Annotated in this window: 20 protein-coding genes; 15 read left to right on the top strand and 5 right to left on the bottom strand. The window is 61.9% G+C overall.

Annotated elements, in window-relative coordinates; genetic code table 11:
• Positions 1 to 184: 184 nt before the first annotated feature.
• From HWE01_RS07900 to HWE01_RS07890, 3 genes are all read right to left on the bottom strand, one after another.
• Positions 185 to 871 (bottom strand): hypothetical protein, encoded by a 687-nt coding sequence (locus tag HWE01_RS07900; protein ID WP_241821484.1) that lies wholly within the window; start codon positions 869 to 871, stop codon positions 185 to 187.
• 95 nt (positions 872 to 966) lie between these two features.
• Positions 967 to 1,656, bottom strand: coding sequence for a hypothetical protein (locus HWE01_RS07895; RefSeq protein WP_241821483.1), 690 nt, complete (start codon positions 1,654 to 1,656; stop codon positions 967 to 969).
• The gene (locus HWE01_RS07890) at positions 1,653 to 2,870 is read right to left on the bottom strand and encodes a hypothetical protein (protein ID WP_241821482.1); all 1,218 of its coding nucleotides are present in this window, start codon (positions 2,868 to 2,870) and stop codon (positions 1,653 to 1,655) included. Before HWE01_RS07890 ends, HWE01_RS07895 begins: the two co-directional genes overlap by 4 nt.
• Positions 2,871 to 3,201: 331 nt before the next feature.
• Between HWE01_RS07890 and putA the strand changes: the two genes are divergently transcribed.
• The 6 genes from putA (at position 3,202) to HWE01_RS07860 (ending at position 12,858) form a co-directional block, all read left to right on the top strand.
• Positions 3,202 to 6,900 (top strand): trifunctional transcriptional regulator/proline dehydrogenase/L-glutamate gamma-semialdehyde dehydrogenase, encoded by a 3,699-nt coding sequence (gene putA, locus HWE01_RS07885; RefSeq protein ID WP_241821481.1) that lies wholly within the window; start codon positions 3,202 to 3,204, stop codon positions 6,898 to 6,900.
• 199 nt (positions 6,901 to 7,099) lie between these two features.
• Entirely contained in the window at positions 7,100 to 7,636 is a 537-nt protein-coding gene (hslV, locus tag HWE01_RS07880) for an ATP-dependent protease subunit HslV (protein WP_008334281.1), read from the top strand.
• A 64-nt stretch (positions 7,637 to 7,700) separates the two neighbouring features.
• Positions 7,701 to 9,044, top strand: a complete 1,344-nt coding sequence (hslU, locus tag HWE01_RS07875) for an ATP-dependent protease ATPase subunit HslU (protein ID WP_034351754.1) — start codon at positions 7,701 to 7,703, stop codon at positions 9,042 to 9,044.
• A 23-nt stretch (positions 9,045 to 9,067) separates the two neighbouring features.
• On the top strand, positions 9,068 to 9,271 hold the full coding sequence (locus HWE01_RS07870) for a hypothetical protein (protein ID WP_008334294.1): 204 nt from the start codon (positions 9,068 to 9,070) through the stop codon (positions 9,269 to 9,271).
• Positions 9,272 to 9,566: 295 nt separating this feature from the next.
• Positions 9,567 to 10,742: a porin gene (locus HWE01_RS07865; RefSeq protein ID WP_008334296.1), complete on the top strand. Its 1,176-nt coding sequence runs from the start codon at positions 9,567 to 9,569 to the stop codon at positions 10,740 to 10,742.
• 580 nt (positions 10,743 to 11,322) lie between these two features.
• Positions 11,323 to 12,858 carry a tetratricopeptide repeat protein gene (locus HWE01_RS07860; RefSeq protein ID WP_008334297.1) on the top strand — a complete coding sequence of 512 codons (1,536 nt, stop codon included), beginning with the start codon at positions 11,323 to 11,325 and terminating at the stop codon, positions 12,856 to 12,858.
• 50 nt (positions 12,859 to 12,908) lie between these two features.
• On the opposite strand, the gene gspG is transcribed toward HWE01_RS07860, so the two are convergent.
• The gene (gene gspG / locus HWE01_RS07855) at positions 12,909 to 13,364 is read right to left on the bottom strand and encodes a type II secretion system major pseudopilin GspG (protein ID WP_008334298.1); all 456 of its coding nucleotides are present in this window, start codon (positions 13,362 to 13,364) and stop codon (positions 12,909 to 12,911) included.
• Between the two features lie 100 nt (positions 13,365 to 13,464).
• On the bottom strand, positions 13,465 to 13,797 hold the full coding sequence (gene cyaY, locus HWE01_RS07850; protein ID WP_175342985.1) for an iron donor protein CyaY: 333 nt from the start codon (positions 13,795 to 13,797) through the stop codon (positions 13,465 to 13,467).
• A 49-nt stretch (positions 13,798 to 13,846) separates the two neighbouring features.
• Between cyaY and lptM the strand changes: the two genes are divergently transcribed.
• The 9 genes from lptM (at position 13,847) to HWE01_RS07805 (ending at position 23,931) form a co-directional block, all read left to right on the top strand.
• Positions 13,847 to 14,068, top strand: a complete 222-nt coding sequence (gene lptM, locus HWE01_RS07845; RefSeq protein ID WP_034351583.1) for an LPS translocon maturation chaperone LptM — start codon at positions 13,847 to 13,849, stop codon at positions 14,066 to 14,068.
• Between the two features lie 126 nt (positions 14,069 to 14,194).
• On the top strand, positions 14,195 to 15,487 hold the full coding sequence (gene lysA / locus HWE01_RS07840) for a diaminopimelate decarboxylase (protein ID WP_008334306.1): 1,293 nt from the start codon (positions 14,195 to 14,197) through the stop codon (positions 15,485 to 15,487).
• Between the two features lie 317 nt (positions 15,488 to 15,804).
• Positions 15,805 to 16,713, top strand: a complete 909-nt coding sequence (locus tag HWE01_RS07835; RefSeq protein ID WP_241821480.1) for a phage tail protein — start codon at positions 15,805 to 15,807, stop codon at positions 16,711 to 16,713.
• A gap of 257 nt (positions 16,714 to 16,970) precedes the next feature.
• Positions 16,971 to 18,428 (top strand): high affinity choline transporter 1, encoded by a 1,458-nt coding sequence (locus HWE01_RS07830; protein ID WP_008334310.1) that lies wholly within the window; start codon positions 16,971 to 16,973, stop codon positions 18,426 to 18,428.
• Between the two features lie 198 nt (positions 18,429 to 18,626).
• Positions 18,627 to 19,370, top strand: coding sequence for a trehalose-phosphatase (otsB, locus tag HWE01_RS07825; protein WP_008334313.1), 744 nt, complete (start codon positions 18,627 to 18,629; stop codon positions 19,368 to 19,370).
• 88 nt (positions 19,371 to 19,458) lie between these two features.
• Entirely contained in the window at positions 19,459 to 21,348 is a 1,890-nt protein-coding gene (locus HWE01_RS07820; protein WP_241821479.1) for a glycoside hydrolase family 15 protein, read from the top strand.
• Positions 21,348 to 22,742: an alpha,alpha-trehalose-phosphate synthase (UDP-forming) gene (gene otsA / locus HWE01_RS07815; RefSeq protein WP_008334317.1), complete on the top strand. Its 1,395-nt coding sequence runs from the start codon at positions 21,348 to 21,350 to the stop codon at positions 22,740 to 22,742. The genes HWE01_RS07820 and otsA overlap by 1 nt, the downstream gene beginning before the upstream one ends.
• Positions 22,743 to 22,920: 178 nt before the next feature.
• The gene (locus tag HWE01_RS07810) at positions 22,921 to 23,277 is read left to right on the top strand and encodes an FmdB family zinc ribbon protein (RefSeq protein WP_034351585.1); all 357 of its coding nucleotides are present in this window, start codon (positions 22,921 to 22,923) and stop codon (positions 23,275 to 23,277) included.
• Between the two features lie 18 nt (positions 23,278 to 23,295).
• Positions 23,296 to 23,931: a DUF502 domain-containing protein gene (locus tag HWE01_RS07805; protein WP_008334322.1), complete on the top strand. Its 636-nt coding sequence runs from the start codon at positions 23,296 to 23,298 to the stop codon at positions 23,929 to 23,931.
• Positions 23,932 to 23,964: the final 33 nt, after the last annotated feature.

Here is a 23,964-nt window from a genome sequence, read left to right as displayed (position 1 = left end):
ATGCTGGATGATCCGCGGGTGAAGGCGGCTTATCTGGGTGAGGGATGATGGGTGGTTTCAGTGCGTGGTGAAGAAACGGGTAAATGATATAAATCATTTGCAGTGAAATCCCATGAAAAAGCGCAGCTCTCGGGCTGCGCTTTTTTTGCTTGAAGGCTGAGTGCATCGCCTGCATGAATCTTTATTACGGAGACCAGGGTAATCGCCAGTGACCAAACTTAATGCTCTTCAATGCGCGCATGAAGTCTCGATAATGCAGTTCGTTCGGCGCTCGGGGATTACGGTCTCGGGCAAGGCAGGTGGCGAACTCCAGGCTATTTTTTTGATTGCCGATCAAGGCGATGAAACATCGTTGTGGCCGCTTGGGTGTCGCATCGCCCATCTCTTTGCGCGTCGGCTCCGTGCGCCGGGTCCAGAGATAGCCGGTCCAGTCCTTGCCGCGAAGCTTCTCGCGTTTGATCTCATCTGGCCGGGTGGCCCAGAGAAAATCCACACCGTATTCGTTGAGCTGTATCGCATCATCGTTCTGATCCAAATCGCCAGTGGGCGCAGGGACGGCGATCCAGTCCGAGATGCCTGAAGCGAGATAGTCCTGCGTCGATTGTCCAGAGAGAAAACCCTCCGTGAAGGCCAATAGGCCAGGTCCCGGAAAGTCCTGCGGATAATGGCCTATCTGCAGCACCTTGGCGCCAGGGTAGTGGGGAAGGTCCGCACAGGTGATGAAGGCTGCACTGGGCGGTAGCTGCATATCGAGAAGACATGTGCGTCGGACGTCACTTCTAACGTCACGTGCGAAGGCTTCGCGGTTTCCTGCCATGCTGGTGGTCGCCAGCGTGGCCGTGAATAAGAGCGAGCAATAGAGCAGACACATGTCCAACGATATTCTCCTGAATGGAAGATGGTTCTTTCGAGCGGATGGCGCAAGTAGCCAGGGGACCTGATCGGGAAAGATAAGTAAAAAGAAAATTAGTCCGTATTGAATCTGATGCTGCGAATCATCGTGAGGAAGTCCTCAAAGTCAAAATCGGCAGGATGGGTTTTCTTGCGTTTTGTTGGCAAGCAGGCTGGGCCGAAGTGCAAGATCCTGGATCGATTGCCGATGATCGCTACGAAGCAGGTATCCGACAGATCAGAAGTCATGCAGTTGCCCGCTAGATCAGCGTGTTTTGGCCGCGATCTACGTGCCCACAGATAGCCTGACCAGTTATCAGACTTGATGACTTTTCTCTCAATGTCGAGTTCGCTTCTTGCGCATAGACTTTCCATTGTCTCCGGCTGAAGAACGGGCTTTCCATTATCCGGGAGCTGCCCGTTAGCGCCCGATTCTCGGGCTAGGACCACGCCTCGCGCGCCACCGTCCATATATTTTTCAAACACATTTTTTTCGACAATTCCGGAGATGTGTCTTACGGCGTCGTTGTGTATGAATTGTTGGAGAAAGTATTCGATGTCTAGAATTACGTAGCCGTGTTCGTTAAGACCCCCACTGCATCCAGCTGAACTAATGGACGCGGGAAAATGGATTTTCAAGTCGCAATCGTCCATTAGTTCCAATGGTAAATTTTCAAATTGCTCCGGCTTGAAAGGAGTCGCCCAGCTGGAATATTGCATAAGAAAACTAAGGCAGAACACCATAAAAAATCTACTTGGGCTCATTTGTTTTTCTCCCTTTGGAGCATAGAAATATCGGCAGAAACATACTTCTCGTCGCCAAGAAATCGGATGAGGTAGTCGAGAAATGCCCCACGGAGATCAATATGCGTTTTGCCTCCATTGACGGCCTTCGTGACTAGAACCAATTGCGTATTTGAGTCGCCGGCGTCAGCGTGACGATTGATATTCAGACCGCGATAGGTTCTGCTGAGCCAATATTTGAGGGCAGAGTCAACGGCGGTATGTATATCGTTTCCTAACAGTTCCTCTCGTCCTTCTTCAGTAAAGTTTTTTCCTCGGTAGGCGCTGTATTCCAGGTAGTTTGTGCGGCCCGTCAATTGAATGAGACCACGTCCTCTGAACCTTTCACCATCCCCAGGATGAAGATTTCCCAAACTCTTTGCTTTGGCTTTCACCTGTGGAGGCCGTACCTTTTTATATTCTTCCAAAGAATATTCTGTTCCGTCTGACTTATATGTGTACCGCAGACGCCACACAGCGCTACCCCGGTTTCGATGATCTTCAGCACATTCGTCTTCAGTAATGGTTTCGTACATGGTTCGGAAATAGCGTGAATTACCTGACTCAAATACAGAAGTCAGCATCCCTGTTTCTGCGAAAACCTGACTTAGAAAATGCGCTGTTCTCAAATGAGAAGCAGAGATAAAGTAGCGCTTGAGCAGGTGAGGCAGTTTTCGATGAAGATTCGGCGGAAAGGTTTGTCCATCCTTGTTTTTCGTTCCTAGTGTCATCCTCTTCAGTGCATCTTCCCAAGTGACATTGATCGACTTTTTCTCAATTGTTATTTCTCTAGGAATCGTCTGCGTCATTTCTTCCAGACTAATCCATCCGTTTCTTCTGAATGCCGCAAGGAATTCTCGCGGATTGAACCGCCACTTCGCCATAAAAACCTCTTTGTGATCGATGCAAAGCGCCCTCGCATGCTTTTTGAATTGCTCAAATCCCTCGGCATTCAACCGCGCCGGCACACCATTCTCACTACGTGTCAGCCATGACCATCGCGCCTCCAGCCTGGCCGCATCCCACTCACTTTCCACCCTGCAGATCAAGCGCGAAAGCCGCTCGCGCGCAGTCTGGTCATTCAGCGCCTTCAAGGCCTCTTGTTCCGTCACCTTGCCGCAGAAAAGCGCAGCAGACGGGACAACAACTGGCGGGTGGTATCCATGAGCAAGCCCGGAGCAATGATGGGCCGTCATTCTTGTTCGACGCGTTCGGCTTGCCAGAAAAACACCGAAAATCCTCGGCAAAACTCGAAATGAACCGAAGAATGCTTCGAATTATTTGTGATTCCCGCTGACCAGGCCCTTGCTTGCACCGGTTCGGGCCGATTCGCAGCGCTTGCCACCGCCGCAAGCCGCGACAGCTCTGCACAAGACGCCGATGCTGCCGAATTGTGGAAAATTTAAGTTTGTATAATTTCAATATGCCAAATTAAATATTGGGTATGAGGTTCAAATACAGAATTAATATTGGCATCAAGCACATAGAATCCGGTTGCCCATTTCCATCCCATTTCGACTCCAGACCATGACCACCGTCGCCTCCGCCGCCCCTGCGGCCTCCGCTTCCAGCCTGCCCTTTGGCACTTTCCAGGCCGAGTTGCTGCCGGCCCCCAGCCCGCTGCGTGCGGCCATCACCGCCGCCTATCGTCGCGACGAGCGCGAGGCCGTGCAATGGCTGCTGCAGCAGGTGCAGGGCCAGCAACCCTGGAAGGATGCCACCCAGCAACTGGCCAGGAAGCTGGTGCAGCAGGTGCGCGAGAAGCGCACCCGGTCCTCCGGCGTCGATGCGCTGATGCACGAGTTCTCGCTGTCCTCGGAAGAGGGGGTGGCGCTGATGTGCCTGGCCGAGGCACTCTTGCGCATCCCCGACCGCCAGACCGCCGACCGTCTCATCGCCGACAAGATCAGCAAGGGCGACTGGCGCAAGCATCTGGGCGAGTCGCCCTCACTGTTCGTCAATGCCGCCACCTGGGGTCTGCTCATTACCGGCAAGCTGGTCTCCACCAGCAGCGAAAGCGGCCTCACGCAAGCCATCACGCGCCTCATCGGCAAGGGCGGCGAACCGCTCATCCGCAAGGGCGTGGACCTGGCCATGCGTATGCTGGGCAATCAGTTCGTGACCGGCCAGACCATCGATGAGGCGCTGGAAAACAGCCGCGACAACGAAAAGCGCGGCTATCGCTATTCCTACGACATGCTGGGCGAAGCGGCACTGACCATGCACGATGCCGATGCCTACTACCAGTCCTACGAGAGCGCCATCCACGCCATCGGCCGCGCTTCCAATGGTCGCGGCATCAAGGACGGCCCGGGCATCTCGGTCAAGCTGTCGGCCCTGCATCCGCGCTACTCGCGCGCCCAGCATGCGCGCGTGATGGGCGAACTGCTGCCGCGCCTGAAGCAGTTGCTGCTGCTGGCCAAGCAATACAACATTGGCCTGAACATCGATGCCGAGGAAGCTGACCGCCTGGAACTGTCGCTGGACATGATGGAAGTGCTGGTGGCCGATCCCGACCTGGCCGGTTTCGAGGGCCTGGGCTTCGTGGTGCAGGGCTACCAGAAGCGCTGCCCCTTCGTCATCGACTATCTGGTCGATCTGGCCCGCCGCAACGGTCGTCGCCTGATGATCCGCCTGGTCAAGGGCGCTTATTGGGATAGCGAAATCAAGCGCGCCCAGGTCGATGGCCTGGAAGGCTATCCGGTCTACACCCGCAAGCTGCATACCGACCTGTCCTACCTGACCTGCGCGCAGAAGCTGCTGGCCGCCACCGACGTCATCTATCCGCAGTTCGCCACGCACAATGCGCATACGCTGGCGGCGATCTATCACTGGGCCAGGCAGCACCAGATCGACAACTACGAATTCCAGTGCCTGCACGGCATGGGCGAGACCCTGTACGACCAGGTGGTCGGTGCCGACAACCTGGGCAAGGCCTGCCGCATCTATGCGCCGGTCGGTTCGCACCAGACGCTGCTGGCCTATCTCGTGCGCCGTCTGCTGGAGAATGGTGCCAACTCTTCCTTCGTCAACCAGATCGTGGACGAGGCCGTGCCGCTGGATCGTCTGGTGGCGGATCCCATCGAGACCGTGCGCGCCCAGGGCGGCGTGCCGCATCCGGCCATTGCCCTGCCGCAGCAGCTGTATGGCCAGGAGCGCAAGAATTCAGCAGGCATTGATCTCTCCAACGAATCACGCCTGCAGCAACTGGGCCAGTTGTTCGTCTCCATGGCCCAGCGCCAGTGGCAGGCCGCGCCGCTAATCGCCGACGACATCGTTGCCCAGGCTGCACAGCTCGTACGCAACCCGGCCGACCATCGCGAAGTCGTGGGTCAGGTCAGCGAAGCCACCGTGGCCGATGTCGATACCGCGCTCACCGCAGCGACTGCCTATGCACCGCAATGGCAATCGACCCCGGCCGCCGAGCGCGCCGCCATGCTGGAACGCGCGGCCGACCTGCTGGAAGAAAATATCGCCGAGCTCATGGCCCTGGCCGTGCGTGAAGCCGGCAAGTCGCTGCCCAATGCGATTGCCGAAGTGCGCGAAGCGGTGGATTTCCTGCGCTACTACGCCATCGCCTCGCGCCATGACGGCAACGTGCTGGCCTGGGGACCGGTGGTGTGCATCAGTCCGTGGAATTTCCCGCTGGCGATCTTCATCGGTGAAGTCAGTGCCGCCCTGGCTGCCGGCAATGTGGTGCTGGCCAAGCCGGCCGAGCAGACCGCGCTGATCGCCCATCGCGCCGTGCAACTGCTGCATGAGGCGGGTGTCCCGCGCGCCGCCCTGCAATTGCTGCCGGGCCGTGGTGAGACCGTGGGCGCCGCGCTGACCTCGGATGCGCGCGTCAAGGGCGTGATCTTCACCGGCTCCACTGAAGTGGCACAGCTCATCAATCGCACCCTGGCCCAGCGCAAGCATGATGATGGCGATGGCAGCGGTGAACACGGCGAGGTCCCGCTCATTGCCGAGACCGGCGGCCAGAATGCCCTGATCGTGGATTCCTCGGCCCTGGCCGAGCAGGTGGTGCAGGACGTGCTGTCCTCGGCCTTCGACAGCGCCGGCCAGCGTTGCTCGGCCCTGCGCATCCTGTGCCTGCAGGAAGACATCGCCGACCGCACTCTGGAAATGTTGAAGGGGGCCATGGCCGAACTGCGCGTGGGCCGCCCGGACCGTCTCTCCACCGACATCGGCCCGGTCATCGATGCCGAGGCCCGGCAGAACCTGCTGGCCCACATCGAGCGCATGCGCAAGAGTGCGCGTGCCGTCCACCAGCTGCCGCTGGGCGAGGATTGCCAGCACGGTACTTTCGTGCCCCCGACCGTCATCGAGATCGACGACCTGGGACAACTGCAGCGCGAAGTCTTCGGCCCGGTGCTGCACGTGCTGCGCTATCGCCGCGATGCCCTGGCGCAGCTCATCGACGCCATCAACGCCACCGGCTATGGCCTGACCCTGGGCGTGCATTCGCGCATCGACGAGACCATCGATTTCGTGGCCCGGCACGCCCACGTGGGCAACATCTACGTCAATCGCAACATCGTCGGCGCGGTGGTGGGCGTGCAGCCCTTCGGCGGCGAAGGCAAGTCCGGTACCGGTCCCAAGGCCGGTGGTCCGCTCTACCTCAAGCGCCTGCAACGCCATGCGCAACTGCACGAAGAGCTGACCCGCGCACAACCCGCGGACGTACCCAACAGCCTGCTGGACAGTCTGCTGGACTGGGCCCGCACGCACGGCCATGAACGCCTGGCCGCCAGCGGCCAGCGCTATCACCGCGACAGCCTGCTGCAGCGCAGCCTCCTGCTGCCCGGGCCGACCGGCGAGCGCAATACCCTGGCCTTCGCCCCGCGCGGCCTGGTGCTGTGCGTGGCCGCCAGTGTCGGTACGCTGTTGAATCAGCTGGCCGCAGCCTTTGCCACCGGCAATACGGTGGTGGTCGACGAGGCCACGGCAGCGCTGCTGCCGGCTGGCTTGCCGGCCCCGGTGCGTGCGGCCATCCGCCGCGCCAGCCAGCTCGATGCCGAGCCGCTGCAGGCGGCCCTGGTGGACAGCCATCAGGCTGCCCCCTGGCGGGTACGCCTGGCCGCCCGTGAGGGTGCGCTGGTGCCGCTGATCCTGTGCAGCGAAGACGGCGCCATCCCTCTGTGGCGCCTGCTGGCCGAGCGCGCTCTGTGCGTCAACACCACGGCCGCGGGCGGCAATGCCAGCCTGATGACCATTTCGGTGTAATCGCTCCCGCTGCCTGAGACGGGCGCCCCGGCCTTGTGGCCCGGGCGCCCGTTTTCCTTGCGGGCGTACAATATCGGCCTCGACGGCGGCCCTTCCGATCTCATGACTTGCAATCCGGCGGGCCAGCCCCATCTCGACAGGAATGCGGAATCGGTACGTCCCTCCGCGGCTCCCAGGCACATATTGAACAGAGGCAAGCATGGAACAATTTCACGGCACCACCATCCTTTCCGTCCGTCGCGGCAATCAGGTCGCGCTAGGCGGCGACGGCCAGGTGACGCTTGGCAACATCGTCATGAAGGGCAGTGCGCGCAAGGTGCGCAAGCTCTATCACGGCAAAGTCCTGGTCGGTTTCGCCGGCGGCACGGCCGACGCTTTCACCCTGCTCGATCTGTTTGAAGCCAAGCTGGAAAAGCACCAGGGCAACCTGATGCGTGCCTCGGTCGAACTGGCCAAGGACTGGCGCACCGACCGCATGCTGCGTCGCCTGGAAGCCATGCTCCTGTGTGCCGACAAGGAAACCACCCTGGTCATCACCGGCAATGGCGACGTGCTCGAACCCAATGACGGCATCGGCGCCATCGGCTCCGGTGGCAGCTATGCGCAATCGGCGGCCAAGGCCCTGTACGACAACACCGACCTGGCGCCGGCCGAGATCGTCAAGAAATCCCTGACCATCGCCGGTGAGCTGTGCATCTACACCAACCTGAACCACATCATCGAGACGCTGGAATAAGCCGCGCAGCGCGCATTTCCTGCCTATTTCTCCGATGAATCGTCACAGCGAAAAGATCACCACCATGAATATGACTCCCAAGGAAATCGTCTCCGAACTCGACAAGCACGTCGTCGGCCAGGCCCGCGCCAAGCGCGCGGTGGCTATCGCCCTGCGCAACCGCTGGCGCCGCCAGCAGATCGAGGAGCCGCTGCGCCACGAGATCACGCCCAAGAACATCCTCATGATCGGCCCGACCGGCGTGGGCAAGACCGAGATTGCACGTCGCCTGGCCAAGCTGGCCGATGCGCCTTTCATCAAGATCGAAGCCACCAAGTTCACCGAAGTCGGCTATGTGGGCCGCGACGTGGACACCATCATCCGCGACCTGGTTGACATCGGTATCAAGCAGACCCGCGAGCTGGAAACGCGCAAGGTGCGCACCCGCGCTGAAGATGCGGCCGAAGATCGCGTCCTCGATGTGCTGCTGCCGCCGGCCCGCGATTTCGGTTTTACGCCCGATGGCAATGCCAGCCCGGAGAAGGACGACAAGAACACCACCCGCCAGACCTTCCGCAAGCGTCTGCGCGAAGGGGCGCTGGATGATCGCGAGATCGAGCTGGAACTCAATGACGCTGCACCGTCGATGGAAATCATGGCGCCCCCGGGTATGGAAGAAATGACCGAGCAGATCAAGTCGATGTTCTCCGGCCTGGGCAACCAGCGCAAGAAGGCGCGCAAGATCAAGATCAAGGAAGCCATGAAGCTGTTGATCGAGGAAGAGGCGGCCAAGCTGGTCAACGAGGAAGAACTCAAGCAGAAGGCCATCGCCAACGTCGAGCAGAACGGCATCGTCTTCCTGGACGAGATCGACAAGATCGCCACCCGCTCGCAGAACGGCAATGCCGACGTCTCCCGCGCCGGTGTGCAGCGTGATCTGCTGCCGCTGGTGGAAGGCACGACCGTCAACACCAAGTACGGCATGATCAAGACCGATCACATCCTCTTCATCGCCTCCGGTGCATTCCACCTGTCCAAGCCCTCCGATCTGATTCCGGAACTGCAGGGCCGCTTCCCGATCCGCGTGGAGCTCGATTCGCTCTCCATCGCCGATTTCGAGCGCATCCTGACCGGCACCGATGCCTGCCTCACCAAGCAGTATGAAGCGCTGCTGGCCACCGAAGGCGTGAAGATCGAATTCGCCGACAGCGGCATCCAGCGCCTGGCCGAGATTTCGCACACGGTCAATGAGAAGACCGAGAACATCGGTGCACGTCGTCTCTACACCGTGATGGAAAAGCTGCTGGAAGAGATTTCCTTCACGGCCGGCGAAGCCGGTGTGGATGGCCTGCTCATCGATGCCGCGTACGTCAACGAGCGTCTGGGTGAGCTGGCCGTGGATGAGGACATGTCGCGCTACGTGCTCTAACGCCAGCAGGCGAGGAGATCGGGATGGCCAACAAGACCCTGGGAACGCGGCAGAAGCTGAGTTTTCGCGTCGAGCCATCGCAGTCCAGGCCACGCAATCCGGTGGCCCTGGCGGCACAGCAGCGTGCCGGTGGGGCCGGTGCACATCGCAAGAACGCCTCGGCACAGCGCCAGCAATTGAAGTCGGATCTGTTGAAGAAGCTGGTCGGTGATCCTGAAAAAGAATGAGGGCGCAGTCAAGCTCTGCTGGCAAGATGTATCAAAATGTTAGAAATCACGAGAAGCGCCGGTAGAGATATCGGCGCTTTTTCCTTGATGCGAGCCGATCCCGCAGCCGGATCGCAAGCGCGCCATGGAAATTGACGATAAAAAAATACAACAATTGCCATTTCAATCTTTCGCTCCCGTCTAAAAAATCACTTCTATCGACCAAGGTGCAGTCACGCGCGGCGAGAAGCATTAATGTTTGCCCATCCGACTGCAAGTGCGGATCCTCAAGACTATTTTTAGAGAAGGACGTCACATGAAAAAATCTCTGCTGGCACTCGCCGTTCTGGGCGCGTTCGCAGGCGCAGCCCATGCGCAAAGCTCCGTCACGATCTACGGTATCGTCGATACCGGTGTTGTCTACCAAAGCAAGGTTGCTACCACCTCCGGTGGCACCGGCAGCAAGTTCGGCCTGAATTCGGGCGTCATTCAGGGTTCGCGTATCGGCTTCAAGGGTGTTGAAGATCTGGGCGGCGGTCTGTCGGCCGTGTTCAACCTGGAAGCTGGCTTCTCCAACGATACCGGTGCTCTGGACGACTCCAAGACCAGCAACACCCTGTTCCGTCGCAAGTCGGTCGTGGGTCTGACTGGTGGTTTCGGTAGCGTGCTGGTCGGTCGTCAAACCGACTTCGCTGACACCATCTCCGCTTACACCGCCGTGGCCGACTTCGGCGGCTGGGTCAGCAACTCCGGTTCGGGCCTGGATCGCCTGCAAGGCACCCGTACCAACAACTCCATCAGCTACACCACCTCGAACCTGAACGGCTTCACCGGTAACCTGATGTACGGCTTCGGCGAAACCGCTGGTCAGACCTCCGCTGGTCAAGCCTTCGGCGTCGGCGGCAAGTACGACAACGGTCCTCTGGGTCTGGGCATCACCTACTACCAGTCCAAGGCTGGTTCGACCGCGGCTGACACCTCCCTGCTGAGCAGCACCACCACCACCAGCGTGGCCAGCGAAAGCAACCTGGCTGGCAGCACCGCTCAGAAGGTCTTGAACGTGGCAGCGTCGTATCAGTTCGGCCCGGCACGTGTGTACGGTAACTACTCGCGCGTCAAGCAAGATCTGAACAGCCAGACCAACCTGAGCGCCGCTGGTGTCGGTTCGCTGACCAGCATCGCCAACCGTACCCTGGCCAACTCCAAGAAGGCTGACATCTACGAACTGGGTACCGCTTACTCCCTGAGCCCGTCCCTGAAGCTGCTGGCTGCCGTGGATCACACCCGTGCCGACTTCGACGGCGTGTCGACCAAGGCCAAGCTGACTCAAGTCAGCCTGGGTACCGACTACTGGCTGTCCAAGCGCACCGACCTGTACGCCTTCATGGCTTACACCAAGGCTAGCGACCTGAACAACCCGGGCGTTTCCAACGCCACCGGTACCGATGGCAACCAGGGCGCCGTCGCCGTGGGTATCCGTCACAAGTTCTAATGTGACTTGAACTGCGTCGTCTTCCCGGCGGCGCAGTTTGATCTGCAACAGAGCAAGAGAAGCGCCGCATGAGGTTCATGCGGCGCTTTTTTTCATGTGTACAGGGCGTTTCATTTTGTTAGTTTCTGTAACAGTGTTTTCTCCGCCGCGCACGAATGCACCATTTTCGTGGCGTCCCCATTTTCTTCCTCGCATTCCAAACCAATTTGGTGCGCCTGGCGGCGCGCGGCCACGCTGGAAGGCCGTTTGTGGCACCGCAAAAAGCTCGCTTTAGCATCGTCAAATGCTGACGAAACCCTTACTGGTAGCGGGTCTTGATGTCAGTAAAGAAAGCGTAATAAGCTCTCGTCATTGCGCACTTTTTTGCAGCGCACTGCTCTAATAAGAGCGCTATTTCGATGCGCGTCGAGTTCATCCTCATCCATGATCCGCGCATCGCACCGCCCACTCATGCACTGGCGGGCCGCATTCAAATACTTAGTTTTTGATGCACACCGGACTGACGCAGCCTGCTGCGCCAGCGGGGATGTTTTTGCCTGCAGCTTTTGACTGTCGGGCTTGCTGAGAAAGGAACAAGAACATGGCAACGAGAGAAGAACTGGCCGTCATCAAGGCCGCCCGCGCCGGTGAATCGCGCGCACAGCTGGCCCTGGGCCGGCGCTACCTGAGCGGTGGCAGCGGACTGCCGCGCAGCAAGGGAACGGCCTTCTACTGGCTGCGCCGCGCTGCGCAACAGGGGGTCGATGATGCGTGGATGATCATCGGCCGCAATATCACCTATGAGCAAGTCAAGGAATTGTCCTCGCCCCAGGAAGCGGCCATCTGGTACGAGAAGGCGTTTGAAGCGGGCGTGCCGCAGGCTGGCGTGATCTTCGCGCGCCTGGTGCTGGAGCACACCGCACAGTTCGACAGCAATACCCATGCTCGCGCCATTGCTGCATTGTCCTTGCTGGCCAGCCGCGACGATCACGAGGCTCAATGGCTGCTGGCGCAGCAGATGCAGCGTCACGGGCAGCCCATGGTACCTGGCCTGGCGGCCTCGGCGGTCGAGGAGAATCTGGTACGCGAAGCAGCCCGTGCGGGCATCGAGCAGGCGCAGTACGCCCTGCTGGACAAGGCCTGGCAGCAGGGCCAGGGTGCGGCCTTCGCGCGCGGTGCCGCGATACTGGTCAAGCGCCTGATGGAGCGCAACAGCGTCGCGCTGGCGCAGCTGGAGAAAGAGAGCGACGGTGCCGGGCTGGTCCGGCTCAACAGCGAGGAAGCTACGTTGCTGCTGCGTTATGGTCAGTGGCAGGCGGGTACGCAGCAACCTGACCTGGGCCAGCTGCTGCGCCTGTTCGAACTGGCGGCGCTGGCCGGCAATGTCGAGGCGCGCCTGGAGCTGGGCCTGTTGTGCGCCAAGATTGACCGTGCCGGCAATCGGGTGTTCATGGAACAAGGCCTGGCCAATTTCAAGAAGGCACTGCACTGGTTGCTGTTGGCCGGGGAGGGCGGTGCGGCTCAGGCATGGCATGCACTGGCGCGTATCTATTCGCGCTCGATCTATTCGCAGCGCAATCTGCAGGTGGCCCAGCAATATCTGGAGAAGGCCGCCGAAGCGGGACTGGTGCAAGCGCAGTGCGAGTTGGCACAGATCTTCTGGCGCAATCGCCGTGATGATCCCCTGCATGACGTCAAGGCCCTGTACTGGTGGCAGCAGGCCGCCAGCCAGGGCGATGCTGCTGCGATGCAAGCCTTGCACGCCTTCACGGTCCAGGAGCAGGGCCCGTCATGGGCGCTGCAGGCACGCCAGCAGCTCAGCGAGCGCCTGCGCAACAGCAATCCCTTCCTCAGTGCGCGCATCGAGCTGGCGGCCATCTTTGGGCTGACCAAGCCGGAAGCGCTGCTCATCGATATCAAGCAGGCTGATTACGGTCACTGTCTGGTGGTGGACATCTGCGCTCATCATGCCCGCAGCAAACGTCGCCTGATCGCGGTGCAGACCGAAGCCCAGCGTGCGGCCATCAACCGCGTGAGCCGTCTGTTCGGCGACGTCGACTGTGGGTTCAGCGGTCCCGAAGGCAATTACCGGCAGCGTCAGTACCGGCTGCGCACGGCTTTCCCGGATGTGGCCTGAACAGGCCCTGAGAAAGACTCCGGGCGGCGCCGGCCGCCCGCGGCACAAGCTCAGTGCAGGCTGATGACCTGCTCGCCATCGGCACCGCCATCCGGGCCAGCTGCGCCGAAAGAATAGAGTTCGTAGCGACTGCCCTCATCATCGGCCCCGTATTGGTAGGAGTTGCCCCAGGGGTCGCGCGGCAGGCGATCGACGTAGCCGCCGATCTGCCAGTTGCCCGGCACGGGCGGCCGCGTGGGCTTGATCACCAGCGCCAGCAGGCCCTGGGCGCCACTGGGGTAGCGACCGTTGTCCTGGCGATAGCGCTCAAGGCCTGCGGCAATGGCCTGCAGGTCTTTTTCGGCTGCCAGGGTTTGGGGGCTGTGGTCATGGTTCAAGCGTGCCACCAGCGGTGGCAGCAGCAGTGCTGCTGCCACGGCCAGCAAGGTCAGCACCAGGATCCAGCGCAGGCGCGCCAGTCCGCGCTGCAGGAACAGGAAGGCAGGATGTCGGAGGGATCGACGCATGAATGCTGCAGGTTGATTGTCTTGGACGGTGCAAGTCGGAAGGGCGCGCGGGCAGGCAGCCGCCGCAGCGGCAGGATGCACGGACCGGCGCCGCGCCGGCTCAGGGCTGGATGGTGACGGGTACGCCCGCCTGGCTGCTGACCACTTCCGACAGTGTGGCGTAAAGCTCGCTGCCATCGCGGGTGTTGAGCCAGTGTCGGCCGTCATATTTGTAGTGGAAGCCGCCGGAGCGCGCGGCCAGCCACATTTCCTGCATGGGGGCCTGGCTGTTGATGATGATCTTGGAACCATTGTCCACGCATTCGATTTCCAGCACGTTGCCGCTGCGACTGCATTCCACGTCCAGCTCACTGGCGTCGCAGGCGTCTTCCAGGGCCGTCTCGATGGCGTTGAGGGTGGCGTCAGCCAGGTCCAGGAATTCCGATTCGGTCATGCTACACTCCAAGTCATTCTAAGATTTCGATGTAATCCGTCATTTTATCGTGAAGTCACCCCATTCTCCCTTCCGTTGTGCAGCTTCCCTGGCGCTGTGCGCCGCCGTCCTGATGCTGGCCGGTTGCGGCCAGAAAGGTCCGCTGTACATGCCCAAGGTGCCGCCCGACCCGTTCGTGCGCACCCAGCCGGTCGCTCCGGCCAAGGACAAGGCGGCCGGCCAGGAGGGTGCGGTCTCTGCCGACACCTCCGCCGACACGCCCAAACGATGATGCCGGACTGAAACATCTGGCTGCATCGCGGCCGGTCCCCCAAAAAGCATGAAGGAGGGACCGCGCCGGATTTCCTTGTCGAACCGATTTTTCCGCTGATCTTTGCGCTGACCTTTCCGGAACCCCATGTCCCACTTCTCCTATCGCAACGGCGTGCTGCACGCCGAAGATGTCTCCCTGCAAGCGCTGGCTGAACAGTTCGGCACCCCGCTCTATGTCTATTCCAGCGCAGCGCTGGTGCAGAATTTCTCGGCCTATGCCGATGCCTGCCGCGCGGCCGGCCGCACCGACGGTGCCAAGGGCGGCGCCCTGGTGTGCTACTCGGTCAAGTCCAATTCCAACCTGGCGGTGCTGAACCTGCTGGGCAAGCTGGGTTCGGGTTTCGACATCGTTTCCGGCGGCGAACTGCTGCGCGTGGTGGCCGCCGGCGGCGATGCACGCAAGGTGATCTTCTCGGGCGTGGGCAAGGGCCGCGACGAAATGAAGCTGGCACTGGAGCACGACATCCTCTGCTTCAACGTCGAATCCATCCCCGAAGTGGCGCGCCTGAACGAAGTGGCCGGTGCACTGGGCAAGCGTGCGCGCATCTCGCTGCGCGTCAATCCCAATGTGGACGCCAAGACCCATCCCTACATCTCCACCGGCCTGAAGGAAAACAAGTTCGGCGTGGCCTATGAAGATGCGCTGAACTGCTACCGCGCCGCTGCCGCCCTGCCCAACATCGAAGTGGTGGGCATCGACTGCCACATCGGCTCGCAGCTGCTGGACGACTCGCCCCTGCTGGAAGCGCTGGAGAAGATCATCGACATGGTTGACGCGCTGGAAGCCGAGGGCATTCCGATTCACCACCTCGATATCGGCGGCGGCATCGGTATCCGTTACGACGACGAGCAACCGGTGGCCATCGGTGATTACCTGGCGCGCGTGTTCGCCCGCGTCGATGCCTGGCGTGCCAGCAAGTACCAGGGCCGCCCCATCCAGGTCATGTTCGAGCCGGGTCGCTCGGTGGTCGGCAATGCCGGCCTGTTGCTGACCGAGGTGCAATACCTCAAGCATGGTGAAGAAAAAAACTTCGCCGTGGTCGATGCCGCCATGAACGATCTGATGCGTCCGGCCATGTACGAAGCCTGGCATGGCGTCAAGACAGTGAAGGAAAACGCCGGCCAGCCCCGCATCTACGACGTCGTCGGCCCGGTATGTGAATCCGGCGACTGGCTGGCCCGCTCGCGCGAACTGGCCATCGGCCAGGGCGATCTGCTGGCACTGATGTCGGCCGGCGCCTACGGCATGACCATGGCCTCCAACTACAACACCCGCGGCCGGGCGGCCGAGGTGCTGGTCGATGGCGCGCAAGTCCACCTGGTCCGTGCGCGCGAGAATCCGGCAGATCTGTTTGCACTGGAAAAGATCGTCGACTGAGCCAATCTTGTTGTCGGCATGTCAAGCGGCAGTCCTGGAAACGGGGCTGCCGTTTCTTTTTGCACATCGTTTCTTGATAGCCCGGCAAGTCCCGTCCGGCTTGGGATGCAGATATTTTTTGCACAGCCGCATTTTTGTTTTGCCTTTCAGAAATTTCGGCGCAAAATAGCCATCCGTCCAAAAAAACAAACGCAGTATCAAAACATGCCTTGGGGTGAAGTTACCCGCTTCTGGAGACCAGGCAAGCAAGCACGGACGTGAGGGAGCACACCAGGGCCGCCAGGAGGGTGGCCGGTAGCGCAAACAGGGGAATTCCAATGCAAGTTCTGGAGCGTTCAGGGGAAGATCGCGACCGGCGCGCCGCCAGCGAGGGCGTGTGCGCGCATGCGCCGCATGCCGGTCAAGCGCATGCACCCGTGCGCACGGCCACGGTGCCACAGGTACTGAGCGAGGAGGAACTCGAAGTGCGTGCCTCGCACATCACCGCCGCAGCCGTGGCCGCCGCGGCGGTTACCGCGGCCGTGGCCACCTCGGCCACCAGCGCCAGCCAGCCGATCGAACAAGCCGTCGCGGAGGCGTCGGCGCAGCAAGAGCCAGCGCCCATGGCCCGCCGCAGCGCACGCGGGCCGCGCAGCCAGGCGCAGCCGCAGGCTTCGATGCGGGGGGCTTTGCTGGTCTCGTTGCTGACCCTGGCCATCATCGGGCTGGCCCTGTGGCTGGGTACGCATTGGCCCCAGCGCGCGCTCAAGCCGGTCATGCAGCCATTGCCACCCCAGTCCAGATCCGTCCCGCCCGAGCCGCTGGCCCCGATGGTCAGCGCCGATCCGGTGGCCGCCAGCGCCAGCGCCAGCGACGCCCCTGGCCCCGAAGTGATTGCCCAATTGCAACAGGAAGCCGACGAGCGCGCCCATCAACTGGCCCAGAAGCGTGCCGCGGCTGAAGCCCGCCATCGCCGCGAGGATGCCGCCCTGGCCCTGCGCGAGCAGCGTCGTCGCGAGGCCGAGGCGCAGCTGGCCAAGGCCCGCGCCAAGGCGGAACGCGCCCAGGCCGTGGCGCCAGCGCCGGACGTGGTCCAGGTGCCGTCCCTGCCGACCCTGGCCGAGCAGGTCAGGCAATGCAGCGCGCTGTCGGTGTTTGCACGGGAACGCTGCCTGTGGAAGCTGTGCGACGGCAACTGGGGCAAGAACGGCTGCCCCTCCTACGAGCGCAACAACGAAGGCGCCTGAATCCTCCTCTGCTGCGCTGCCGCTCCGGTGGTGCAGCAGGCTTCACTTCCGCTTCAATCCTCCCTGACAACATCTTCAATGCCGACCGCCTGCGGGCAGGAGCAATTCTTGCTTGCGCAGCAGACCGTCCGTACTGGCTGGCCAGCGCGGCTGTGGCCTGACGGCGACAGATGAAAAGTCTTGCCGCAAGCGGCTTTGCGCGAGGAAGTTGCCGCTATAATGCGCGTTTTTCTTACCCCCCCTGCAAGGAAAAAGGCATGAATGCACTGCTCTGGTTCGTCGTCCTCTATTGGGTCATCTCGGTCGGAATCGGCTTGTATGCCACCCGCTATGTGAAGAGTTCGAAGGACTACGCCGTGGCCGGCCGTTCGCTGCCGATGTCGGTGGTGACCGCGACCGTCTTTGCGACCTGGTTCGGGTCCGAGGCCGTGCTGGGCGTGTCCTCGACCTTCCTTCAGGAGGGCTTGGGCGGTATCGTGGCCGATCCCTTCGGCTCCTCCCTGTGCCTGATCCTGGTTGGCGTTTTCTTCGCCAAGCGGCTCTACCGCATGAATCTGCTGACCATCGGCGACTATTACAAGAAGCGCTTCGGTCGCGCTGCCGAAATGCTGGTCACGATCTGCATCGTCATTTCCTACCTGGGCTGGGTGGCCGCACAGATCAAGGCGCTGGGGCTGGTCTTCAATGTCGTCTCGGGTGGCTACATTCCCATGCACTGGGGCATGATCATCGGTGCCGGCAGCGTACTGATCTATACCCTGATGGGGGGCATGTGGGCCGTTGCCATCACCGACTTCCTGCAGATGATCATCGTGGTGGTCGGTATGCTCTACATCGGATATGAAGTGTCGGGCATGGTCGGCGGGCCGGGAGTGGTCATCGCCCATGCGGCGGCGGCCGGCAAGTTCAATTTCTGGCCGGCGGCCGAACTGAAGGACGTGCTCTGGTTCTTTGCCGCCTGGATCACCATGATGCTGGGGTCGATCCCGCAGCAGGACGTGTTCCAGCGCGTGATGTCCTCCAAGAACGAGAACGTGGCGCGCAATGCCTCGGTGCTGGGGGGCGTGATCTATTTCTTCTTCGTCTTCATCCCGATCTTCCTGGCCTATTCGGCCACGCTGATCGATCCGGCCATGGTCTCGCGCCTGCTGGAAACTGACTCCCAGCTGGTGCTCCCGACCCTGATCATGGAAAAGATGCCGGTATTCGCCCAGGTGATGTTCTTCGGCGCGCTGCTGTCGGCCATCAAGAGCTGCGCCAGTGCGACACTGCTGGCCCCCTCGGTGACCTTCACCGAGAACGTCCTCAAGGAGATTCGCCCGTGGAAGAACGATCGTGAATTCCTCTTCTCGATGCGCGCCGTGGTGCTGCTCTTTACCGTAGGCGTGACCTCGCTGGCCCTCAACAGCCAGTCCAGCATCTACGAGATGGTCGAGAATGCCTACAAGGTCACTCTGGTCGCCGCCTTCGTGCCGCTGGCGTTCGGCGTGTACTGGCCGCGCGCCACCCGCCAGGGCGCGTTGATGGCCATGGTGCTGGGCCTGGTCTCCTGGATTGCCCTGGAATACCTGGCCCCGGATGGCCTGTGGCCGCCCCAGCTGGCCGGTCTGCTGGTCTCCATCGGCGGCATGGTGGTCGGCTCCCTGATGCCCCAGGTGCTGGCCCCGGTTCCGCCCATGGCGGTGGCCCCGGCCGAGGGCAGCATGCAGTCCTGACCCTCTCCTGCCGCACTGAAACGGTCGCCCGGCCTTGCCGCGCGGCCGTTTTGTCTTTTTGCGCCAGCTCATCAGAACTGCTGGGCCAGCTGCTGTCAAAGAAGTTCGTCGCCGGAGTTTCGAATTTATTTGATATATGATTGGCAATAATTCGAGATCAAGCCGGAACTTATTTGCCTTACATCAACCTGAAATGGCATGACTGAGCACATTCGCCCCTACGATGTTGCTGCCGATGCGTTGTTTCTGGACTTCGACGGCACCCTGGTCGACCTGGCGCCCCAGCCTGAAGAGATCGTGGTACCGCCGCAGCTGATCACGCTCCTGCAGCGCATCCAGCAAGAATCGGACGGCGCGCTGGCCATCGTCAGCGGCCGCCCGCTTGATCAACTGGACTTCTTCCTGGCCCCGCTACGCCTGCCGGCGGCGGGCGTGCATGGTGCCGAGCGCCGCACGGCCGATGGCCGCATCCTGCAGCAGCCGGTGCCGGACGTGCATCATCTGCGCCAGCGCCTGCTGCCGCTGGTCGAGTCGCATGCCGGCTTGCAGCTTGAACTCAAGCGCGGGGCCCTGGCGCTGCATTACCGCCACGCCGCCCATCTGGAGCAGCGCTGCGTGGAAACCATGATGGATGCGCTGCGCCACGAACCCGGCTTTACCTTGCTGCACGGCAAGATGGTGGTGGAGGCCAAGCCGCACATCAACAAGGGCGATGCCGTCGCCGCCTTCCTGCATGAAGCGCCTTTCCGGGGCCGACGTCCTGTCTTCATCGGCGATGACGTCACCGATGAAGCCGGATTTGCCATCGCGCAGGGGGAGGTCTTCGGCGGACTTGGCATCAAGATTGGCACCGGTCCCAGTCAGGCTTTGCAGCGCCTGGCCGATCCGGCCGCCGTGCTGGACCTGCTGCGCCAGAGCGTGGAGGGGCGCAGCAACTCCTGAGAACCGTAATGCCGGCATGCCTGCCGGCCCCCGCAGCACATCGCCTTCCATCAAGAAATCTGATCCACAGAACAGAGCACGAGGAACCATGAGCCAGCCCAGTCCCGATCCGCGGCAAGAGTCGCAACCGCAGCCGCACTCCCAGACGCAGCATTCCGAACAACCGCATCTGGCCGCCCAGGCCCATGATCTGCCCTCGACCTCTTCGCTGGAGCTGGGCGTGATCGGCAATTGCGCCTTCTCGGCCCTGGTGGACAAGATGGGCCGCATCGTCTGGTGCTGCCTGCCGCGCTTCGACGGCGATCCAGTCTTCAATGCCCTGCTCGATCCCACCGACAATGGCGCACTGTGGTCTTTCCAGCTGGAGAATTTCTCCCACAGCGAGCAGTGGTATGAACCCAATACCGCGGTGCTGCGCACCCGCCTCTACGACACGCTGGGGCAGGGCATCGAGATCACCGACCTGGCGCCGCGCTTCCAGAGCCGTGGTCGTTTCTTCCGTCCGCTGCAACTGGTACGCCGCATCCATCCGCTTTCGGGGGCACCGCGCATGCGCGTGGTGCTGCGTCCGAAGTTCGACTGGGGCCGCGAAGCGCCGCCGCAGACGCGCGGCAGCAACCATATCCGCTATGTCGGTCAGGAGCAGACCCTGCGCCTCAATACCGATGCGCCCATCAGCTACATCGTCGACGAGACCGCCTTCGTGGTCAGCCGCCCGTACAACTTCATTCTCGGCCCGGATGAAACTCTGCATGGCGGCATCAACGATACCGCCCGCGATTTCGAACAGGAAACCACCGCCTACTGGCGCAACTGGAGCCGTGCCCTGGCCACCCCGCTGGAGTGGCAGGACGCGGTCATCCGTGCCGCCATCACCCTGAAATTGTCGGTGTATGAAGATACCGGCGCCATCATTGCCGCCATGACCACCAGCGTGCCCGAAGCACCGGGCAGCCAGCGCAACTGGGACTACCGTTATTGCTGGCTGCGTGACGCTTTCTTCGTGGTGCGTGCCCTCAACAGTCTCTCCGAACTGGGCACCATGGAGGACTACCTGCGCTGGCTGACCAATGTGGTGGTGCGTTCCGGTGGCGGCCATGTGCAGCCCCTGTATGGCATCGGCCTGGAAGAGGCATTGCCCGAGCAGATCCTCGGCCACCTGCCGGGTTACCAGCACCACCAGCCGGTGCGCGTGGGCAACCAGGCTTACGAGCATTTCCAGCATGACGTCTACGGCAACATCGTGCTGGGTGCGGCGCAGGCCTTCCACGACATGCGCCTGCATCATCGCGCCGGCGCCGAGCACTTCCAGCATCTGGAAGCCGTAGGCGAACGTGCCTACGAGGTCTACAACCAGCCCGATGCCGGCATGTGGGAGTTGCGTACGCGCTCGCGCATCCATACCTCGTCGGCACTGATGAGCTGGGCCGCCTGTGACCGCCTGGCCAAGATCGCTGCGCGCGTCGACCTGCCCGAGCGTGCCCGCTACTGGGGCGACCGAGCCAAGGAAATCGGCGAGCGCATCCTCAGCGAAGCCTGGAACGAGCAACGCCAGGCCTATGCCGAAAGCTTCGGCGGCCGCGACCTGGATGCCAGCGTGTTGCTGATGGTGGAAGTGGGCCTGATTTCGCCTACCGATCCGCGCTTCATCTCCACCGTGGAAGCGCTGGAGAAATCGCTCTGCGATGGCCCCTACATGCGCCGCTACGAGGCTCCGGACGACTTCGGCCGTCCCGAGACCGCGTTCAACATCTGCACCTTCTGGCGCATCGACGCGCTGGCGCGCATCGGCCGCAAGGAGCAGGCGCGCGAGATCTTCCAGGCCATGCTGGATGCCCGCAACCACCTGGGCCTGCTGTCCGAGGACACGCATCCGGTCACGCGCCAGATGTGGGGCAACTTCCCGCAGACCTATTCGATGGTGGGCATCATCAACTGTGCGATGCGCCTGTCGGCATCGTGGGAGGCGGTAATCTGATGGCCAGACTCGTCGTTGTTTCCAATCGCCTTGCCGATCCACGCAAGCCTGCTGCGGGCGGTCTGGCCGTTGCCCTGGGCGAAACCCTCAAGAAGACCGGCGGACTCTGGTTCGGCTGGAGCGGCAAGGTCATCGAGAACGGCACGCCCGGCGAGGGTGAGCTGCGCGTCAACCAGGCCGGTCCCGTGACCCTGGCCGAACTCGATCTGTCGCAGGAAGACCATGACGCCTACTATCGCGGCTATGCCAATGGTGTGCTGTGGCCGGTGTTCCACTATCGCCTCGATCTCGCGCATTTCGAGGCTGGCCACCTGGGCGGTTATCGCCGCGTCAATCAGCTCTTCGCGCGTAAATTGTTTCCGCTGTTGAAGCGCGATGACATCGTCTGGATCCACGATTACCACCTCATCCCGCTGGCCGCCGAACTGCGCGCCATGGGCTGCGAGGCGCGCATTGGTTTCTTCCTGCACATCCCCTTGCCGCCGCCGCCCATCCTCACCGCCATCCCTTCGCATGAATGGCTCATGCGCGCACTGTTTGCCTACGATCTGGTGGGCTTCCAGAACCACGCCGACCTGCAGCACTTCGCCCAGTACGTGCAGGCTGAAGCCACGGCCGAGCCGGTCGGTCCCAACCAGTTCCGCGCCTTCAACCGCACGGTGCATGCCAATGCCTTCCCGATCGGCATCGATGTGGCCGAGTTCCAGCGCCTGGGTCAGGCCAAGGAGGCGCGCGATACCTATGAAAGTACCAAGGCCGAGTATTCGCGCCGGCGCCTGCTGATCGGAGTGGACCGGCTGGATTACTCCAAGGGCCTGCCGCAGCGCATCCGCGCCTTCCGCGAGTTGCTGCGCCTGTATCCGGAGAACCGCCACAGCGCTACGCTCCTGCAGATTGCCTCACCCAGCCGCGAGGACGTGGAAGCCTACGGCGACATCCAGCGCGAGCTGGAAAGCCTGTGCGGTTCCATCAATGGCGACTTCGGCGACTTCGACTGGATGCCGATCCGCTACATCCACCGCACCGTGGCGCGCCGCCGCCTGCCCGGGCTGTACCGGGCCTGCGCCGTGGCCCTGGTCACGCCCCTGCGCGATGGCATGAATCTGGTGGCCAAGGAATTCGTCGCCGCCCAGGATCCGGACGATCCGGGCGTGCTGGTGCTGTCGCGCTTTGCGGGGGCCGCCGAGCAGATGAAACAGGCGCTCATCATCAACCCCTACGACACCCATGGTGCCGCCCAGGTGATTCAGCAGGCCCTGCAGATGTCGCAGAGCGAACGGCGCGAGCGCCACGCCGCGCTGATGGAGAACATCCGCCGGTTTGACGTGCATTGGTGGTGTAGTGAATTTCTCGACACCCTGCGCAGCAGCCGTGCCGCTCCGGTGGAGAGTTGAGCCGCAAAGGCAGCGCCGGCCGGGCAGGGTGGTGAATAAAATTTCCAAAAAGCAAATATTTGCCGGGTGCGGCGGTACAGGCCGTCGCGTCAGCGCATCGCCCGCGCGGGCAGGTTCAGTAAAACTCCGCCAAAAGCCTTTATAATTCAGGGTTTTGGAAGTTTTTTGCGGAGTTTTCATGCCCATTTACGCGTATCGCTGCCAAGCGTGTGGTTTTGCCAAGGATGTTTTGCAGAAGATCTCTGACGATGCGTTGACCGTTTGCCCCTCCTGCCACCAGGACAGTTTCCGCAAGCAGTTGACTGCGGCCGGCTTCCAGTTGAAGGGTTCGGGCTGGTATGTGACCGATTTCCGGGGCAATGGCAGTGGCTCGGCCAACAGCAAGGGTGCCAATGGCACCGGCATCGCTGGTTCCGCCGACGCCCCGGCCCCTGCTGCGGATGCTCCCGCTGCTGCGGCGCCGGCTGCTGCGGCCCCTGCGCCTGCACCTGCCGCGGCCCCTGCGGCGGCGCCCTCCACCCCCAGCGCCAGCTAACGAGGCCATCCTTCCCCCATGCGCAAATACTTCATCACGGGTCTGCTGATCCTGGTTCCCCTGGCCATCACGCTGTGGGTGCTGAACCTGATCATCAGTACCATGGACCAGTCGCTGCTGCTGTTGCCGGAGGCCTGGCGGCCGGCGCACTGGCTGGGCCACAACATCCCGGGCCTGGGCGCGATCCTGACCTTGCTCATCGTGTTCCTCACGGGCCTGGCCGCGCGCAACTTCATCGGTCGCCGCCTGGTCCTCTTGTGGGAAGGCATGCTGACCCGCATCCCGGTGGTGAAGTCGATCTACTCCAGCGTCAAGCAGGTCTCCGATACGCTGTTCTCGCCCTCCGGCAACGCCTTCCGCAAGGCCGTGCTGATCCAGTACCCGCGCCAGGGGTCGTGGACCATCGCCTTCCTGACCGGCGCGCCGGGTGGTGAAGTCAAGAACCATCTGCAGGGCGACTTCATCAGCGTGTATGTGCCCACCACGCCCAACCCGACTTCCGGTTTCTTCCTGATGCTGCCGCGTGCCGATGCCATCGAGCTCGACATGTCGGTGGATGCAGCCCTGAAGTACATCGTCTCCATGGGCGTGGTCGCCCCCGAGATGGCCACCGACAAGAAGATCATCACCGACGCGGCGGCGCCGAAGAATTGAGGGGGCGGCCGGCTCCTTGCCCGGCCAGCCCCG

The organism is Herbaspirillum sp. C7C8 (genome assembly GCF_022627875.1).
Lineage (GTDB): Bacteria > Pseudomonadota > Gammaproteobacteria > Burkholderiales > Burkholderiaceae_D > Herbaspirillum.
Note: the sequence above shows the minus strand (reverse complement) of the source record. Positions and strands in the feature narration are given on the sequence as shown.

Excerpts from the sequence above, each read along its gene's own strand:
- HWE01_RS07900 (WP_241821484.1), bottom strand. The coding sequence starts at position 871 with ATGTGTCTGCTCTATTGCTCGCTCTTATTCACGGCCACGCTGGCGACC.
- HWE01_RS07895 (WP_241821483.1), bottom strand. The coding sequence starts at position 1,656 with ATGAGCCCAAGTAGATTTTTTATGGTGTTCTGCCTTAGTTTTCTTATG.
- HWE01_RS07890 (WP_241821482.1), bottom strand. The coding sequence starts at position 2,870 with ATGACGGCCCATCATTGCTCCGGGCTTGCTCATGGATACCACCCGCCA.
- putA (WP_241821481.1), top strand. The coding sequence starts at position 3,202 with ATGACCACCGTCGCCTCCGCCGCCCCTGCGGCCTCCGCTTCCAGCCTG.
- hslV (WP_008334281.1), top strand. The coding sequence starts at position 7,100 with ATGGAACAATTTCACGGCACCACCATCCTTTCCGTCCGTCGCGGCAAT.
- hslU (WP_034351754.1), top strand. The coding sequence starts at position 7,701 with ATGAATATGACTCCCAAGGAAATCGTCTCCGAACTCGACAAGCACGTC.
- HWE01_RS07870 (WP_008334294.1), top strand. The coding sequence starts at position 9,068 with ATGGCCAACAAGACCCTGGGAACGCGGCAGAAGCTGAGTTTTCGCGTC.
- HWE01_RS07865 (WP_008334296.1), top strand. The coding sequence starts at position 9,567 with ATGAAAAAATCTCTGCTGGCACTCGCCGTTCTGGGCGCGTTCGCAGGC.
- HWE01_RS07860 (WP_008334297.1), top strand. The coding sequence starts at position 11,323 with ATGGCAACGAGAGAAGAACTGGCCGTCATCAAGGCCGCCCGCGCCGGT.
- gspG (WP_008334298.1), bottom strand. The coding sequence starts at position 13,364 with ATGCGTCGATCCCTCCGACATCCTGCCTTCCTGTTCCTGCAGCGCGGA.
- cyaY (WP_175342985.1), bottom strand. The coding sequence starts at position 13,797 with ATGACCGAATCGGAATTCCTGGACCTGGCTGACGCCACCCTCAACGCC.
- lysA (WP_008334306.1), top strand. The coding sequence starts at position 14,195 with ATGTCCCACTTCTCCTATCGCAACGGCGTGCTGCACGCCGAAGATGTC.
- HWE01_RS07835 (WP_241821480.1), top strand. The coding sequence starts at position 15,805 with ATGCAAGTTCTGGAGCGTTCAGGGGAAGATCGCGACCGGCGCGCCGCC.
- HWE01_RS07830 (WP_008334310.1), top strand. The coding sequence starts at position 16,971 with ATGAATGCACTGCTCTGGTTCGTCGTCCTCTATTGGGTCATCTCGGTC.
- otsB (WP_008334313.1), top strand. The coding sequence starts at position 18,627 with ATGACTGAGCACATTCGCCCCTACGATGTTGCTGCCGATGCGTTGTTT.
- HWE01_RS07820 (WP_241821479.1), top strand. The coding sequence starts at position 19,459 with ATGAGCCAGCCCAGTCCCGATCCGCGGCAAGAGTCGCAACCGCAGCCG.
- otsA (WP_008334317.1), top strand. The coding sequence starts at position 21,348 with ATGGCCAGACTCGTCGTTGTTTCCAATCGCCTTGCCGATCCACGCAAG.
- HWE01_RS07810 (WP_034351585.1), top strand. The coding sequence starts at position 22,921 with ATGCCCATTTACGCGTATCGCTGCCAAGCGTGTGGTTTTGCCAAGGAT.
- HWE01_RS07805 (WP_008334322.1), top strand. The coding sequence starts at position 23,296 with ATGCGCAAATACTTCATCACGGGTCTGCTGATCCTGGTTCCCCTGGCC.